The organism is Candidatus Gracilibacteria bacterium (assembly GCA_041661045.1).
GTDB lineage: Bacteria > Patescibacteriota > Gracilibacteria > UBA1369 > 2-02-FULL-48-14 > 2-02-FULL-48-14.
The window spans coordinates 230,872-245,788 of sequence record JBAZVE010000001.1; the positions used below are offsets into that span (position 1 = coordinate 230,872).

A 14,917-nucleotide genomic window follows, 5' to 3' on the forward strand; every position below is an offset into this window, starting at 1 on the left:
CTGCTGCCCATGAGTGGTGGGTAGATTTTGCATTAAATCTAATCTGTTGTTTTTGCTCAGTACATAGCTACTAACAGTCAAGCGTGGACAGTTATTTGACTCAATGTTACAGTTATTTTCTGGCTTAATTATGATTCACTATTCCCTCGATTATGACTCCGAAAGTGCCACGATTGCGAGAAAATGCGGAAGTGTCTTTGTCGCCTTCTGTTCCCATGGTCGCTCGCCGGGAACTGCAAGAGGCTAAACAAACCATAGGCCGGCTTGCTCGACTGACTACGGGCGTTATGGAAATACAGGAGCGATTTCCCAGCATTCGTTTAAACCAACTTCATGGTTTAAAGAAATTGATTGAGTTTTTAGAAGCTGGCAAAACGAAGGGATATTTTAGAATGCCGACTGGAGCGGGTAAAACGATCCTTTTTGGTTTAATCGCTCAAATGTTAGCGGAGCCCACCCTGATTTTAGTTCCCAATACCAATCTCTTACATTCTACTCAAGAGGAGCTTTTGGGCTTGGGCATCAATCCCAATAACATAGGTATTTTTGGCGATGGGCAGCGTGACGAAGGGAAACTGTTTACGGTCATGACCTATCAGAGCTTTTTAACGGAGGGTGCGCCAAAAGGGACCTCTCTCTTTATTTGCGATGAGGTGCATCGTAGTTTAGGTGACCGAACTCGTGCTCGTATCGATCAAGCCATGGAGGAAGAGAGCTCCGATTACCCGAGTGAGGAAGAAGAGCAAGCTGAGGACGAGGTTCTTTCTCGATTGATGGAAGATGAGAGGCTCATCTTAGGGTTTACCGCCACCCCCCAACTGGGCCGCAAAACGGTTGAAGAACTCCACGGGGAGTTGATCGCAGAAACTTCCTATGCAGACTTAGTTGGTTCTGGAATTTTGAAATGGGTTGAAGTGCATCAAGTTGAAGGAGAGGTGGACCGTGAAACGGAAGGCAGCTACATGAGTAAGGAAAAAGAAGATAAATTGCTCAAAGCAGCAGGTATTTATGAAAAGGTTTTGTCGGACTTCAAGGCTTTTAAAGAGATGCATCAAGGTTATCCTTTGCGGACCGTGGTCTTTTGTCATTCTGTAAAGGCCTGTGAGGTGTTTAGCGTTTTGGCTAAAGAAGCAGGCTTAAAAGGTTTAGTGGTCACAGGCCAGGGTGGAGATCTAAAAAAAGCGGAGGCTGATCTTTTGCGTGGGGATTGTGACTTCATTATCACCGTGGATAAGTTGAAAGAAGGTTGGAATTTTCCTCCTGTAAATACTATTTTGTGGTTGAGAGGAACTTCTAGTCCTGCTTCTCTCATCCAAGGAGTGGGTAGAGGGATGAGAGCTTATTTGGAGGAGGGCACCACCTATCTTTTTGAGACAGATTGGAAAGTCTCAAGCACTACAGAAAGCCAGAAAATAGGCGGAACAGGTACGGAACATCCACGAACGGCTCGAGAGGGTTTGGCTCCTTCCACTAAAGCTTTGACTTTCGCTCAGGCCTTGGCCCACTTAGGTGAAGATGTTAGTGCAATTGTAAGAAATGCGGAAGACTTAAACTATCTTTCTTATTTTGAAATGGATGAGAATGGAATTACAGAAATTCCTGAACTTGGAGAGGCTATTTCAATTGCTGCTTATGCTCGATATAGGGGGGTGGACTTCCAAACGCTTACTGGGTGGTTGAGTGCAAACGGGCTGTCTCCTCTGGGTGCCGTCCGAGGACGCTCCGGATCAAATTTGGTTCTTCTCTATTCAAAATCGGATGTGGATTTCGTTATTGGAAATAACCGTAGTGAGGAAGTATTCGACCTGAATGACAATGGCACCGTGGAAGTGGCAGGCTTTGGCTCTTTGTGTGGGATTTCCGCTTATGCGGCAGCTAGACAATTACACAATGGACATGTCAAAAGATGGGTGGACGAGGCGGGACTTGTCCCGATTCCAGGAATACAAGGGCGCTCTTTCCGTCGCATCTTTTCTCTGTATCGAACAGAAGAAGTTGCGAGAGCGATCGCATGTAAGCGTGCAGCAAAAACAGTTCAGTTGGGTGAAGACGGTACCACTGAGCTGGAAGGTATTGGCGTGGTGTGTGGGCTTCCAAAATATGCAGAAGTTCGTGGCCTCGTTTTGGAGACTCTTAAAGGTTGGGTGGCGGAAGCAAGTACAACCCCTATTGCAGGCCTAGAAACCTTATCAGGTACCCACGCCGTACCGATTTATCTAAAGAAAGATGTGGATGCAGTGATAAAAAGTAGAAAGGCGGGTGACTGGGTAACTCTAATGAATGGAATAGCGGAAGTGGCTGGGATAGGCGTCGTGTGCGGTATTAGTGCTTACAGTAGAACTCTTTTAGATCTTAGTCTTCCCACCCTAGTCAAATGGGTCGCCGTAGCTGGATTAACTCCCCTTAAAGGTATTACTGGGAAGTCTGGGCCTCAAATCAATGTCCCGCTTTACAAGAAAAGTGAAGTGGATGCAGTTATAAGAAGAGCTGGAATTGGCTTGACTGAAGAGGGGACTCAATTTGTTGAGGGGATTGGAAATGTTTGTGGCTTGAGTCGCTACGCTCGGTCCAAAGGAATCAGCCCTCAAACTCTGCCTGAATGGGTGACGGCGGCTGGCTTAGAACCAGTAAAGGATTTGCAGGGTAGGTCGGGTTCGCAAACCTTTCCTCTTTACCTTCAAACAGAAGTGGATCGGGTTATTACTCAAAGGAAAAGGGCTTAGTCAGCGCCCCCGTACTGGTGGAGAAAATCTTGAAATCTTAACCCCTCATGCATGACCACAGATCACCTCCCCGAACCAATAGTCCCCTTAGAGGGACCCCTGCTCGTCGTTGAAAATATGTTCTACTCAAGTTTAAGGATTAGCGCTGGCGTTCCTAAGGAGATCTTCTACCCTGCCAGAGCTGCTTTTAGACAAGCACTGGAAGGAATGAGTGCCACAGATCCTGATCTTCAAGAACTCGCCAGGCGTTTTGAAGCCCATGCAGGGACAGAACAAGCCAACTCCAGGACTCAAGCTGCATTTTTAGAGCTTGCAAGGAATGTCCGTGCCTTGGCTCAAATGGGCTCCATTACTGAGCCTATATCTCGGGAAAGCCATGACATTGAGGAGCTCACCCGTGCAGAGAATGCTCGTATTTCTTGGCAAACCAAGTTTTTGTTATCCACTTTGCTTGCCGATATTCACCCCACGATAGACCTCTCACCTGATCAGTGTCGAGAAGTGAGACGAGCTATCATTGCGGTTTTACAAGGACTCATTGTAAATACTGGGGCGTGTGAGAAATATGTTGATCGCGAGGCATTAGCGCATCAACTGGACGGTGCTGCTTTCTCGACTACCGATCCAAAGGCAGCGTCCACTCTATATGAAGTGAGTCGCGCCCTCCACAATGCTCGATAAAAATTTAAACATTGTGGATTGAAGGCGTTCGCGCCGGGATGCGGGCACTGCTTTTTAGTCCCGGGGTTTTGTCGGAGGAAGATCCTGATCCAAGCTAAACACCTTCCTCAGCAAATACTCCGTGCCTTCCGGGCCTTTGAGGTGGCGGCCTTTTGGGTCGAGGACCGGGAAGGGGTGGTTGGATTTGGTCAGTTTGCCCACGGAAAAGGGCACGCCATAGTTGCCGGAGAGGAGTTCTTCGTCGTTGCCGCCGGGCTGGGCTTGGTCGCCGACCACCAAGATGTCTTGCACGGCGATGCCGAGGTGTTTGGCCCACTTTTCAATGGCTTTACCTTTGCCACTGGCGGCGGGGATGATGAGGTTGCCGATGCCGGAATCTTCCACCATAAAGTGTTTGTCGTGGCCCATTTTTTTGAAGAGGGTTCGGATTTGATTGCCGGTGCGGTGGGACACGATGCTCACGAGGCGCGGAAAGACATAAAGCCAATCGTGAAAGCGCACCACCAAGGAGTGGGGGCGAAGCACAAACTGCACATGCCAGCCGAATTTATCGCGGATGAAGGCCTCCATTGTCTCTTGCGTGAGCTCTTGGTCCGGCCAGGGCACTTCAAAAACCATCTCATAATCTTTTTTGCGCGCGTTGTAGCGGTACAGCACTCCCCCATTTTCACAGATCAAAAACCAACGGCGTTTTTGCGCTTCGTCCAAAAATTGTCCGTCTAAAATGTGCTCGAGCTTGGTGCGGGCGTAATCAAAAGAGCGGCCGCTGCAGATGGCGAGCGGAATGTTTATGGGGATGGAGCGCAGCGCTTCTTTGAGAGAGTCCGGCACAATCCATCGGGCAAAAGGCGTGAGCGTTCCGTCCACATCAAAGGCGGCGGCTTTGTACGAGTGTTTGAGTGCGGCGGCGAGAGACTTCATTGCGGGCAGTATGCAGAAGATTTTTGTGGGAGGCAAGCTTGCGGGGCGACTGCGCCGATGACCATTGACAAACTCTGAAGTGCTATCGTACAATCGCTCTCCGTAATCCTCATTTACTCTATGACTGAAACTCCTACTGCACTCTTAGACATTCCCCGAGACTTGGCTCAACAAGAAGTGCGCGCCCCTTTTAATGCACAGGAGATCCTTTTTTACTTGGATCACCTTGAGACCCTTCTTCAAACGCATGCCCCACTCTTTGAATCAAAACTTCCTTCTGCAGAGTGGCAGAGGGGTATAGGAGTTGTGAGGGCTGCACTACAAGATCAGTTTAAGGATTTGAGTGTGGCTTTACCGAGACCTAATCAGGTAGGAGTGAAACTGTCTGACCTTATTTGTACACCCATTGATCAGTCTGTGAGAGGTAGCCATGAAGAAGCCTTGGGGCAGTATTTAAGGGACCCTGCTGTTGTCCAAGTGAGGTGGTTCCTGCAACAGTATCTTGGGCTACGAAGAGGCGTGTTGAACCACTCTGGTTTTGATCAGGGCCTTCCCGTCTTACTAGAAAATTCTGTAGCGACTGTGGATATTAACATGTTGAGGAATTCCTTCATGATCCCAAACTCAGGTCCCGCTATGCCCGATTCTACGATTAGCAGGATGCACAAGGTCTTTCCTAGCCTGCAATTATCTGATTTACGACCGATATTCACTGCTATGGGTCTTCAAGTTTTTGACCTGGTTCGAAGCAATGCTCTCCATGCAAGTGGTGCAGCTCCTGCAGCGCCAGCCCCGGCAACGGAAGTTCGCGTCGCCCCTAAAGCGATAGAAGCGGTGCCGGTCACCTCCGATTTGGCTCAAGGAGTTCAAGTGATGGGTCTGGGCTTTGAAGGGTCTTTTAATCGTGCGATAGAGGAACTCAGCTCCTTGGTGACTGGATTGAAAGATCAGCGTGCCCCGTTCGGAACTCTAAAAAATCCTGATGAGGTGGAGGCGCAGAAAGCTGAGGCTGAACGAGTTATTAGAGAGGCAGAAGCTGCGCTTGCTGCGTTCCAAGAGAGGAAAGCAACAACAATACAATCGCTGAATCAGCTGCTCCTAGAAATCGGGCAGAGTGGGACCGGTTTGAATCCTGACGCTGAAAAGGCCTTTGATGAGAAAGAAAAAGGACTGACCGACACTCTTGAGAATGCCAGAAGGACACTTGCGACTACAATACAAGAACTGGAGGGGCTCCGCGAACAATTCGAAGCCGCTGCGGCTCTCGACACCAAGATTCAAGATATTGAAGCAAGACTTTCCGGACTCAGAGCTCTGTCCGCAGAAGTGTCTCAAATAAGAGTTAAAGCCCTTAGCCTTCTTCCCTAATGAACGAACCCGCATCTACACCGTCAGCTCCGGAGAGCGTAACCAATCCTGAGTTCAAGTCAGACTATCTTCGTAAACTCTTTGAAAACAAGAATTGGCGTAGAATTCTGCAGTTGATGCAAGCCCATCCTCGAAATGAAGCAACGGCTCATGGGTTAAGGGTAGAAACCGTGCAAGAAATTATTCGACAGGTGATAAATGAGGTCACTGGCCCTGGAGGTACGGCTTCGGAGGCAGACATCCCTCCCGAGTTGATCGGGGCACTCCGTAGGGCTGCTGAAGGGTCTTTGCAAGCGCTTAGTGCCTTCTCAACCAGTAAGCCGGGAAAGGATGTCTTGGATGTAAAGACGACAGGTGAAAAGACCTTGTTGAGAAGGAAACTGACGGATCCTGTCACCGAATCACGACCTATACGGGAAGTTTTGGACGGTGCAAAGAAATCAACCCGAGCCCAAAGTGTCCGGTTCGGTGGTTTGATTAAGGGCGCAGGAGACCGTGCCTGTGCCCTTCTTTTGGAAAAAGGTTTCGTGTTTCCGGATAAATCCATTTATCGCCTCCCTTCGATGTCCACGGAGTATGCTGGTTTCGATAGGATGGGAGCAGAGTTAATGAAGGAGGCTGAAGCTTCGACCTCTCTAACTCTTTCAAATTGGCTTCATGATGTTTCTTTGGCGGAAATCGGGCAGTTTTCTCCAAAAATGGTTTGTGATTTTATCGAAAAGGTTTATGCAAGGCCCATGGCTTATCCCGGCATGATCTCCCTCTTGGACAACCCAAGAGAAAAGGCCTGGCTGGACAGCGTGTATCAAATGGCCGATAGGCTAAGAAGGACTGAAGTAGCTTTGGTACAGATGTGGGTTAAACTTGATGACGAAGCGAAGGGGCTGTCTCAAGAGCCTGTGGTTCCAGCTGTGGAGCCTGTGGCTGCGGCTGAAGAGGTTGTAGCTCCAGTTGAAGAAGCTCTGGTTGTGACTGAAGAGATTGTGACTGTGGTTGTTGAGCCGGTGGCTGAGGTTGAAATGCCTGTCATTGAAGAGCTTGGGGCTCCAGTTGAAGAAGCTCCGGTTGCGATTGAGGAGCTTGAGATTCCAGTTGTAGTTGAAGAAGTTTTGCTTGGAGAGGTCCCAGCCGTGGAGTCTGCGGTTGTGGCCGAAGAGCCAGTGGCTCCAGTTGAAGAAGCTCCGGTGCAGGTGACCACTCGTGAACGACCTGCGGATATGCTCGCTTTTACGCAAACCGTACTTTTGGAGCTGGCTCACCCAGGCAGTACGGGTGCAAGTATTGATGCGGATCTCCTTAAGAAAGTCTGGGCAAAGCTCAAGAGTGCTTCTGAACAAGATCCACAAACAATGTTTGCTGTTTTGCAAGAAAGTGTGGAAGCCTGGTTTAATGAAGCGGTTTCCTTAGCTCCGGTTCCCCCAATGGTGGAGGCCGGCCCTTTGGTGGTGGAAGCGGTACAAACTCCTGCTGTACAAGCTCCTGAAAGAGCACCGGTCTTGTTTTCTGCCGTGGTTCCTCCTGAACAGTTCGAGGCGCTTTGCCAAAAGGCTCAGACTCCAGCTCAGACCTTCTGGGAAACGCTCGGCGTTGAAGATCCCGAACAATTCACTTGGGAAGAGATGCAAGAAATTCTTCAGTCTATTCAAAGGGATCCCCATTTTAGGGACTTCCATAATGGAGTTCGATCTATCCTCATGGAACTGAGAAGCTACCTGCGTACGCCCGCCCCTCGAAAGGCGCGCTCGCTTCCAGTCCGTGTTGGGAAAGAAGCCTTTCCTGCGCTACATACGCTCCCTCGTCTTGGCCTCGCTCGTCGGGAACCCTTGGACTTAGACATTATGGGGGCTCAAACAGGAGTCGTTGCCCATATGGGTTATATCCCCGGGGAAGGCGACCGTGAACGGTTACATGTGGTTTCGGTGGATCTTATGCTGGCGGTTTTGGTTGCTGCGGATTCTCAATTTTTTACGATGCATGGCGATGTGTGGAAAAATATAGATCCTAGCCGTTCTTTAACGCAATGGACGAGCTATCCTGATGGAATGAGCGCGAAACAGAAAGCTGCTCTTTGGAGGCAAGTGAAAGGTCCTTTTTCAGCTTTTGTTAGGGATTTACCTCCGCTAAGAAATCCGCAACAGCATTGGGTTGTGATTGCGGGGGCGGGTGTGGGACCGGTGCTTCCTGTGAAAAGCTATGGAAATGGTCGGGAAACCCGCATCGAGACTGAGATTCGCCTTCTTGTTGAGGCTGAAGGGAAACAACACGAAGGTCGTCCTGAAGAATTGCTCCCCCTTTCCGCTCAACCTGATGGCCGCTTTTACAGCCGTGTCAGCGATGAAGCCTTACGAAGTGCTTTGCGGGCGGCGGACTTTAGAGATGCCCTATTGAGCAATGTGGCAGGTAGAAAACCTGCTTAAATCTTCTTGAGCTCATTCAGCGCGTTTAGAGCCTCGAGGGGGGTCATTTGATTGAGGTTGAGGTTCTTGAGGCGCTCGAGGGCGGGATGGGTGAGTGTGCCGGGGTCGCGGACAAAAAGAGTGGGCTGATTGATGGGGATTTTGTGGGGGTCTTGAATTTTTTCATTTTCAAGAGTGTGCAAAAGGTCTTTGGCACGGTCGAGGATTGGGGAGGGAAGGCCGGCGAGACGGGCGACTTCGATGCCGTAACTCTTGTCGATGCCTCCGGCTTTAATCTGGTGGAGAAAGAGCACTTCTTTTTCGGTTTCTTGGACTAAAACGCAGTGATTTTGGGCGCGGGGAAGTTCTTCGGCGAGTTTGATGAGCTCGTGGTAATGGGTGGCAAAGAGAGTGAAGCCGCGAATGCTTTCGTGCAGATGTTCGAAAATAGCCCAGGCCAAGCTGAGTCCATCGAAGGTGCTGGTTCCACGGCCCACTTCGTCCAAAATAATAAGGCTTTTGGGGGTGGCGCTCCGCAAAATGGTGGCGGACTCCTGCATTTCCACCATAAAAGTGGATTGGCCGCGCATCAGGTTGTCGTTGGCGCCCACTCGCGTAAAAATACGGTCGAAGACGCGCATGCGCACCGATTCGGCGGGGACAAAAGACCCAATTTGGGCCATGAGCACAATGAGGGCCACCTGGCGAAGATAAGTGGATTTTCCGCTCATGTTGGGCCCGGTGATGAGGTGGATTTCGTCTTCATCGGCCTTAAAAATGGCATCGTTTGGGGTGAATGCTTGCTCAAAACTCTGTTTTTCCACTACGGGATGGCGACCCTTTTTGATTTCGAGCACCGGCTCCCTCACCAGTTCGGGGCGGCAATAACGGGAGTGCCGCGCCCCTTTTGCAAAAGACAAAAGCACATCCAGTTCGGCCAGCACCGCCGCATTTTCCTTTATGGCGTGAATATTTTTGAGCGCTTCTTCCCGTAGGTTTAGAAAGAGCTCGTGTTCCAGCGCCTTGCTTCGCTCTTCCGCGGTGAGTACTTTTTCTTCGTATTCCTTGAGCTCCGGCGTGATGAACCGTTCGCCGTTCACCAAGGTTTGCTTGCGGATGTAATGCGGCGGCACTTGATCGAGCTTGCCCCGGCTGATTTCAATATAATAGCCAAACACTCGGTTAAAACTCACCTTCAGCGTGCTGATTCCGGTGGCGGCAATTTCCTCTTGTTCGATGCGGCGGAGCGCGGAGCGGGCATCTTTCATGAGTCCGTGGAGCTCATCGAGGCCCGGATGAAAACCGGTTTTTATAATTCCTCCTTCCGTGAGGCGGAGCGGCGGCGTGTCCACAATGGCGCTTTGAATGAGTGCCACGAGTTCATCCAGAGGCTTGAGCTTGCCTCGAAGTTCGGCGAGGAGCGGAGCCTGCGCTCCACCCAGGACGGCTTGAATTTTTGGGATCCGCCCTAGGGCTTGGGCCAGGCCCCCTAAATCTCGAGCATTTCCGGTGGCTCCGCTGAGGCGCCCCGTGAGTCTTTCTAAATCTCCCAATCCCTCTATGCCGTCTTCGAGCCCGGCACGGAGCTCTTCATCTTTCACCAAGTTTTCCACACTGCCCAAGCGCTCTTCAATGGCCTCTTTTTTGAGCAGCGGCCGTGCAATCCATTGGCGCAGCAGTCGCCCTCCCATTGAGGTCTGGGTTTGATCCAGAACTGAAAGCAGCGTTCCCTCCTCATGTTCCCCTCTCAACGGAGAAAAAAGCTCCAAATTGCGGATGGTTGCTTCGTCCAAAGGCATAAAAGACTCCCGATGATACGCTTGAATGCGGTCGATGTGGCTGAGCCCTTCCTTTTGGGTGTCGATGAGGTAGCGGAGCAAAATCCCGGAGGCCTGAATGGCAAAGGGCAAATTCGCGATCCCAAAGAGTTCCAGGGTTGTGATTTTAAAACTTCGGGTCAATAAAATGTGAGCTTCTTCATAAAAATTGCAGGAAGAAATGGGGGCTTCCCCGAGCTCCGCCAAGGCCGCCCGAAGTACCGGATCTTCATAATCTTCTCGCCTCAGCACTATTTCCGCCGGTTGGAGCCGCAAAAACTCTGTTCGCAGTGCCTCCTCCCCCTGAAATTCCGCCGCATAAAATTCCCCCGTGCTCAAATCGGCAAAGGCCAATCCAAAATAATCTTTTTTGGGGAAAAGCGCGCAAATAAAACGACTCCGCTTGTTTTCCAAAACCTGCTCGCTGGTGGTGGTTCCCGGCGTGATGACGCGGATCACTTTTCGGTCCACAATTCCCGGCAAACTCGGGTCCGTCATCTGTTCACAAATCGCCACTTTTTTCCCCGCCTTGGTGAGCCGCGCGATGTAATTTTCCGCACTGTGATAAGGCACGCCGCACATGGGCAAAGGGTTTTCACTTTTTTTGTCCCGCGAGGTTAGCGTGATCTCCAAAATCTTGGATGCCTCGAGCGCGTCAGAGCCGAACATTTCGTAAAAATCCCCCAAACGAAAAAACAAAATCGCGCCCGGATACTGCGCCTTTATGGCTTGATACTGCTGCATCATGGGGGTCGCTTCGCTCATGTCCGCATGCTAGCGATGCTTGCGGGCGCGCGCAAGGCCACAAAAGGCTCCCAATCCCGCAAGAATTCCCGCGACTGCCCAAAAAACCGTGAAATCTTTTTGAACTTCCGGGGCTGGAGTCGCCTGGAGTCCCTCCAAAACTTCTTTATTTTCTTCGTATAGTAGTGTGATCACTCCGCACGCCTGTCTCACCGAGGTGTAAAAATCCTCCCTTTTTTTAAGGAAAATAATATAGTCCTGATCATCTGTAATCACCACACCGTACTCGCAATCAGCGGTGAAACTTTCCACCCTAATGGGGTTCTCCGTGAGTTCTCCCTTAAAGATTTCTTTTGCCGTGATTTCTATGATCTGCGGGTATTCTTCTTTGCTTGCGTCGCTTCGCGTTCCCACAATAATCAAATCGCTGGCCTCCATGGTTTCCTCAAGGCCCAAGACTCTATCCGTTGGGCACTCTTCACACGCCCGAGCCGAAGGAACGGTCCACAAGAGTGTAAGCAAAGCCGTCGTTAGAAGTGTTTTGCGCATCGCCTTCAGCTTAGAGCCGCTACTCAAGTTTTGCAAGATTGCCGTTCTCCCCAAAATCCACTAAAGTACCTGGGACGAATGCCGACTTGGCTTCGCCCCAATGCCTCCGTAGTTCAACGGATAGAACAAATCCGTCCTAAGGATAAGATGGTGGTTCAATTCCGCCCGGAGGCACCACTGCTCAACTCACCATCTCGCCACAGCGGCCACCGTTAAGGCGGTGGTGAGGAGGAGGGCGAGGATGAAGAAGGCGCCTGATTGGCGGTTTGGGTTTGTGGGGAGGCGAAAGGCGGCCAGACCCAAGACAAGGTTGAGAGGAATGGTCAGGAAGACCAGGATTTTTTGGGTTGGGAGGAGGGATTCCGGGGCGATGCTGAGGGGAACGATGGGCACAAGGGCCAGGAAGAAAAAGATCCCGGCGAAGGCTTTTTGGGGGTTGCGGGTCAGCCAAACGAGGGCATCCACAATTCGGGAGGCGTTCCACACAACGAGTATGCTTACAAGTAAGATTGGGGCTAGGGTCGCGAGGGCCAAAAGAGGCCATTCACCGGGTGCGGCGCTGCGCCAAGTCTGGAAAACAGTGAAGCCCCCAAAGATGAGGATGAATATGGTGACCTCAAGGACGGAGCGGAGGCGAGGATCGAGCTTTTTCATAAGGCTATAGTGCAAGGCCGATTTTGTTGTGTCAAGGTAAGTTCGCTTGACGAGACTTGACGGTGAGAGAGTGCTCACCTATATTGAGGGTACACTCACCTTTCACCCTATGATGACCGCAAAACAAGAAGCCGTGCTCAAGTACATTGAGCAATACCAAATGAAACTCGGAAAATCCCCCACACTGAGGGAGATGCGTGAACATTTTGGTGTCAGTAGTGACAATAGTGTGCTCAAACACATCAAAGCTTTGGTGGAGAAGGGGTTTTTAAAAAAGGATGACACTCCCCGAGGTATCGCGATGCTGGACTCCGTAAAAGAGCGCCTGGAAAGCGCCGGCAATATGTCCCGTATTCCTCTTTTGGGAACTATCCCTGCCGGAGGTCCTGTGCTCAGCGAAGAGCATGTGTTGGATTACTTTGAGGTTGGGAATGATTTGCTCAAACGGCCTCAGGGCTCCTTTGCCCTTCGTGTCAGCGGACTCAGCATGATCAATGCCGGAATTTTGGAGGGAGACTTTGTGATCGCCAACCAGGAACTCAAGCCCAAAGATGGAGATATTGTGATTGCACTTGTGGATGGAAATAATACGGTAAAAAGATACCGAAGCGGCACCGTGGAGGGCAAAGCCAAGGTTTGGCTCGAGGCAGATAATCCTGATTATTCCGATATTCATCCTGATGAATATCTCGAAGTGCAAGGCGTGGTTACGGCCGTGATCCGCATGTACTGAGTCTCCGTCACACCTGTTCATATTTTCTCACCACTCCACCCTATGTTTAGTCGTAAAACTCGTAAAAAATTTCACATCTCCACTTCTCGCGTTTATTTTGCCGGGAGAAGAAGTCTCATGAGCCGGACTTTTAATTTTTTTATGCCCTATGCTCAAAAGAGCGGCTATCGTTTAAATCGCTCCGGAGCTTTAATGGCCCTTTAGGCTTTGCTGCAGCTTAGATCTTGGGTGCAAGTAAAGCAAAGTCCATCCGATCTTCAGGTAGGCTTGCCCGACTGTTGATCGAGAATTTCTCGGCGGGGATGACTTCGGTCTTCCCCATTGCCTTCAAAAAGTCTGCGGGGCCGCCGATGCCGAGTTTGGTGTCGGTGGCTGCAAAAAACATTGGGATGACCATACGAGGCTCAATGGCTTCCACCACTTTTTGAGCCAGCTTGCCATCCAGCACTTCGGCGCCACCCACGGGAACCATTAAGATGTCCACTTCACCGATTTGATTCACCAATTCTTCAGAGAGTTCGTGCGAAAGTGCGCTGAGGTGACAGATCTTGATCCCATCGATCGCGAAAATAAAAATGTTGAGGTTTTCGGCCAAAAGGTTGATGGATTCGATGGCGACGGAGCACACCTCAAACTCACCCGGCCAATCTAGAACTTTTGGGTTTCCATCCACTTCCGCCAACTCTCCTTCTCCGCTCACTGAAACGATGTCCGCCTTGAGCTTTGGAAGCTTTACTCCCAGCCCTTCAAAAGGGTCGGTGACGATGGTGGCGTCCTTGCCTTTGATAGTAAAACAGGAATGTCCGTGCCAAATGATATCCATGAGAAGGGTGTCTAATTAATTAAATATTGTTGTGGCTTCGCCACCTTATTGTCTAGCAAACCCTTTCGGGTTCGCTTGGCATTCTAACAAAGCTTGCGCGGCGTGCCTAGTCCATGAAATAGTGGAACTGATTTCAGCCTTAATATTCTTGCTTATGTCTAAAATTACTCGCGTTCATGCTCGGGAAGTCCTGGATTCTCGTGGCAACCCTACGGTGGAGGTGGAGGTTCAGACCGAAAAAGGTTTTGGGCGGGCCATTGTGCCTAGTGGAGCTTCTACAGGTGAAAATGAAGCGTGTGAACTTCGTGATGGAGACAAACGATATGGTGGAAAAGGGGTGATGAAGGCGGTTTCCAATGTGGAAACGGAGTTGGCTGGAGCCGTTATGGGGCTGGACAGTATGGAACAGGCTGCTGTGGATCACACCATGATCACCCTGGATGGGACTGAAAATAAAAGCCGATTGGGAGCGAATGCAATTCTGGCGGTTTCCCTTGCGGTGGCTCAAGCGGCCGCGAATGAAAAGGGGCTTATGCTGTGGCAGCACCTCAATCCAAATGCCACCTTGCTCCCTGTTCCCATGATGAACCTCATCAATGGAGGTGCGCATGCGGACAGCAGCGTGGATTTTCAGGAATTTATGGTGATGCCGGTGGGGGCTCCTTCTTTTAAGGAAGCCCTCCGTTGGGGAACTGAAATTTTTCATGCGCTCAAAAAGATTCTGAAACAAGACGGCCACTCCACTTCTGTTGGGGATGAGGGTGGTTTTGCGCCAAATTTTAAGACCAATGAAGAGCCTTTGGAGTATTTGCTCAAAGCGATTGAAGCCGCGGGATATCAGGCCGGTGCACAGGTTGGGATCGCTTTGGATCCTGCGGTGAGTGAACTGTGGGAGAATGGGAATTATGTGTTTAAAAAAAGCGGGAGTGGAGTCAAAACAAGTGATGAGATGATTGCGCTGTGGCAAGAGTGGACTTCCAAATATCCCATTGTTTCGCTGGAAGATGGTCTCGCCGAAAACGACTGGGCGGGATGGAAAAAACTCACGGAATCTTTGGGCAGCCGCGTTCAGCTTGTGGGCGATGATCTCTTGGTGACGAACACCAAGTTTTTGCGCCGTGGAATCGATGAAAAATGTGGGAATTCCATTTTGGTGAAGGTGAATCAAATTGGAACATTAACAGAAGCTATCGAGACCATCCAAATGGCAAAAGCTGCCGGGTGGAGCACGGTGACTTCCCACCGAAGCGGAGAAACCGAGGACACCACGATTGCAGATTTGGCGGTTGCCCTGGAGACTGGACAGATTAAAACCGGTTCCGCCAGCCGCACCGATCGTATTGCAAAGTACAACCAACTGCTGCGCATTGAGGAGGCTTTGGGTGATAAAGCGCGATTCGTGAATCCGTTTGCCTAACAGGAGCAAACTCGACTTTGTCGAGTAATCAAAAACCGACTTTTCTCTCGAGCTATCAGAAGCTATTTTCAGAGCTCTGAGCTCATTGATG

The 14,917-nt window shown here is 50.4% G+C and carries 11 protein-coding genes and 1 tRNA gene; 8 read left to right on the forward strand and 4 right to left on the reverse strand.

The window, feature by feature from the left end; translation table 25 throughout:
* The first annotated feature begins 152 nt into the window (after positions 1 to 152).
* Both WC777_01060 and WC777_01065 read left to right on the forward strand, forming a co-directional pair.
* Positions 153 to 2,723 carry a DEAD/DEAH box helicase family protein gene (locus WC777_01060; GenBank protein MFA6023793.1) on the forward strand — a complete coding sequence of 857 codons (2,571 nt, stop codon included), beginning with the start codon at positions 153 to 155 and terminating at the stop codon, positions 2,721 to 2,723.
* 51 nt (positions 2,724 to 2,774) lie between these two features.
* A complete protein-coding gene (locus WC777_01065; protein ID MFA6023794.1) occupies positions 2,775 to 3,404 on the forward strand; it encodes a hypothetical protein in 630 nt (209 codons plus the stop codon).
* A gap of 54 nt (positions 3,405 to 3,458) precedes the next feature.
* Here WC777_01065 and WC777_01070 read toward each other — a convergent pair whose 3' ends face one another.
* Entirely contained in the window at positions 3,459 to 4,325 is an 867-nt protein-coding gene (locus WC777_01070) for an HAD family hydrolase (protein MFA6023795.1), read from the reverse strand.
* A gap of 120 nt (positions 4,326 to 4,445) precedes the next feature.
* Here WC777_01070 and WC777_01075 point away from each other — a divergent pair, with 120 nt between their 5' ends.
* A complete protein-coding gene (locus WC777_01075; protein MFA6023796.1) occupies positions 4,446 to 5,693 on the forward strand; it encodes a hypothetical protein in 1,248 nt (415 codons plus the stop codon).
* Entirely contained in the window at positions 5,693 to 8,110 is a 2,418-nt protein-coding gene (locus WC777_01080) for a hypothetical protein (protein ID MFA6023797.1), read from the forward strand. The genes WC777_01075 and WC777_01080 overlap by 1 nt, the downstream gene beginning before the upstream one ends.
* On the opposite strand, the gene mutS is transcribed toward WC777_01080, so the two are convergent.
* On the reverse strand, positions 8,107 to 10,671 hold the full coding sequence (gene mutS / locus WC777_01085; GenBank protein ID MFA6023798.1) for a DNA mismatch repair protein MutS: 2,565 nt from the start codon (positions 10,669 to 10,671) through the stop codon (positions 8,107 to 8,109). The genes WC777_01080 and mutS overlap by 4 nt on opposite strands.
* 9 nt (positions 10,672 to 10,680) lie before the next feature.
* Complete coding sequence (locus tag WC777_01090; GenBank protein ID MFA6023799.1) at positions 10,681 to 11,199, reverse strand: hypothetical protein; 519 nt, start codon at positions 11,197 to 11,199, stop codon at positions 10,681 to 10,683.
* Between the two features lie 102 nt (positions 11,200 to 11,301).
* On the opposite strand from WC777_01090, the gene WC777_01095 reads away from it, so the two are divergent.
* The 3 genes from WC777_01095 (at position 11,302) to lexA (ending at position 12,790) form a co-directional block, all read left to right on the forward strand.
* Positions 11,302 to 11,376: transfer RNA gene (locus tag WC777_01095), tRNA-Arg, on the forward strand.
* A gap of 81 nt (positions 11,377 to 11,457) precedes the next feature.
* Positions 11,458 to 11,706, forward strand: coding sequence for a hypothetical protein (locus tag WC777_01100; GenBank protein ID MFA6023800.1), 249 nt, complete (start codon positions 11,458 to 11,460; stop codon positions 11,704 to 11,706).
* A gap of 256 nt (positions 11,707 to 11,962) precedes the next feature.
* On the forward strand, positions 11,963 to 12,790 hold the full coding sequence (gene lexA / locus WC777_01105; GenBank protein ID MFA6023801.1) for a transcriptional repressor LexA: 828 nt from the start codon (positions 11,963 to 11,965) through the stop codon (positions 12,788 to 12,790).
* A gap of 13 nt (positions 12,791 to 12,803) precedes the next feature.
* On the opposite strand, the gene WC777_01110 is transcribed toward lexA, so the two are convergent.
* Positions 12,804 to 13,409: an MBL fold metallo-hydrolase gene (locus WC777_01110; protein ID MFA6023802.1), complete on the reverse strand. Its 606-nt coding sequence runs from the start codon at positions 13,407 to 13,409 to the stop codon at positions 12,804 to 12,806.
* A 154-nt stretch (positions 13,410 to 13,563) separates the two neighbouring features.
* On the opposite strand from WC777_01110, the gene eno reads away from it, so the two are divergent.
* A complete protein-coding gene (gene eno, locus WC777_01115; GenBank protein MFA6023803.1) occupies positions 13,564 to 14,826 on the forward strand; it encodes a phosphopyruvate hydratase in 1,263 nt (420 codons plus the stop codon).
* Positions 14,827 to 14,917: the final 91 nt, after the last annotated feature.